5 tRNA genes are annotated in these 470 nt (G+C 50.9%); all 5 read right to left on the bottom strand.

Annotated features, from left to right (window positions below):
- Positions 1–67 precede the first annotated feature (67 nt).
- Positions 68–139: transfer RNA gene (locus HMPREF3116_RS04755), tRNA-Gly, on the bottom strand.
- A gap of 14 nt (positions 140–153) precedes the next feature.
- A tRNA-Thr gene (locus HMPREF3116_RS04750) sits at positions 154–226 on the bottom strand.
- Positions 227–234: 8 nt separating this feature from the next.
- Positions 235–316: transfer RNA gene (locus tag HMPREF3116_RS04745), tRNA-Leu, on the bottom strand.
- A gap of 4 nt (positions 317–320) precedes the next feature.
- Positions 321–393: transfer RNA gene (locus HMPREF3116_RS04740), tRNA-Lys, on the bottom strand.
- 1 nt (position 394) lies between these two features.
- Positions 395–470 (bottom strand) — tRNA-Val (locus tag HMPREF3116_RS04735).

Here is a 470-nt window from a genome sequence, read left to right as displayed (position 1 = left end):
TGCGTCTGCCTATTCCGCCACCCCGGCATATTATAAAATGTATTCATAAAATTGTCTTTACAGACAAAGCGGAAAACGGGGTTCGAACCCGCGACCCCCACCTTGGCAAGGTGGTGCTCTACCACTGAGCTATTTCCGCTTATTAAAATATAATGCCGGCTAAAGGACTTGAACCCTCGACCCTCTGATTACAAATCAGATGCTCTACCAACTGAGCTAAGCCGGCTAATATAATGCGGGTGAAGGGACTTGAACCCCCACGCCTTGCGGCGCCAGATCCTAAATCTGGTGCGTCTGCCAATTCCGCCACACCCGCATAATGACCCGTGTAGGAATCGAACCTACGACCCACTGATTAAAAGTCAGTTGCTCTACCGACTGAGCTAACGAGTCATGGTGGAGAATGAGGGGTTCGAACCCCCGACATCCTGCTTGTAAGGCAGACGCTCTCCCAGCTGAGCTAATTCTCC

Origin of the sequence: Aerococcus sp. HMSC10H05, from assembly GCF_001806975.1 — a bacterium.
Lineage (GTDB): Bacteria > Bacillota > Bacilli > Lactobacillales > Aerococcaceae > Aerococcus > Aerococcus viridans_B.
This window is presented reverse-complemented; position numbering and strand designations above follow the sequence as displayed.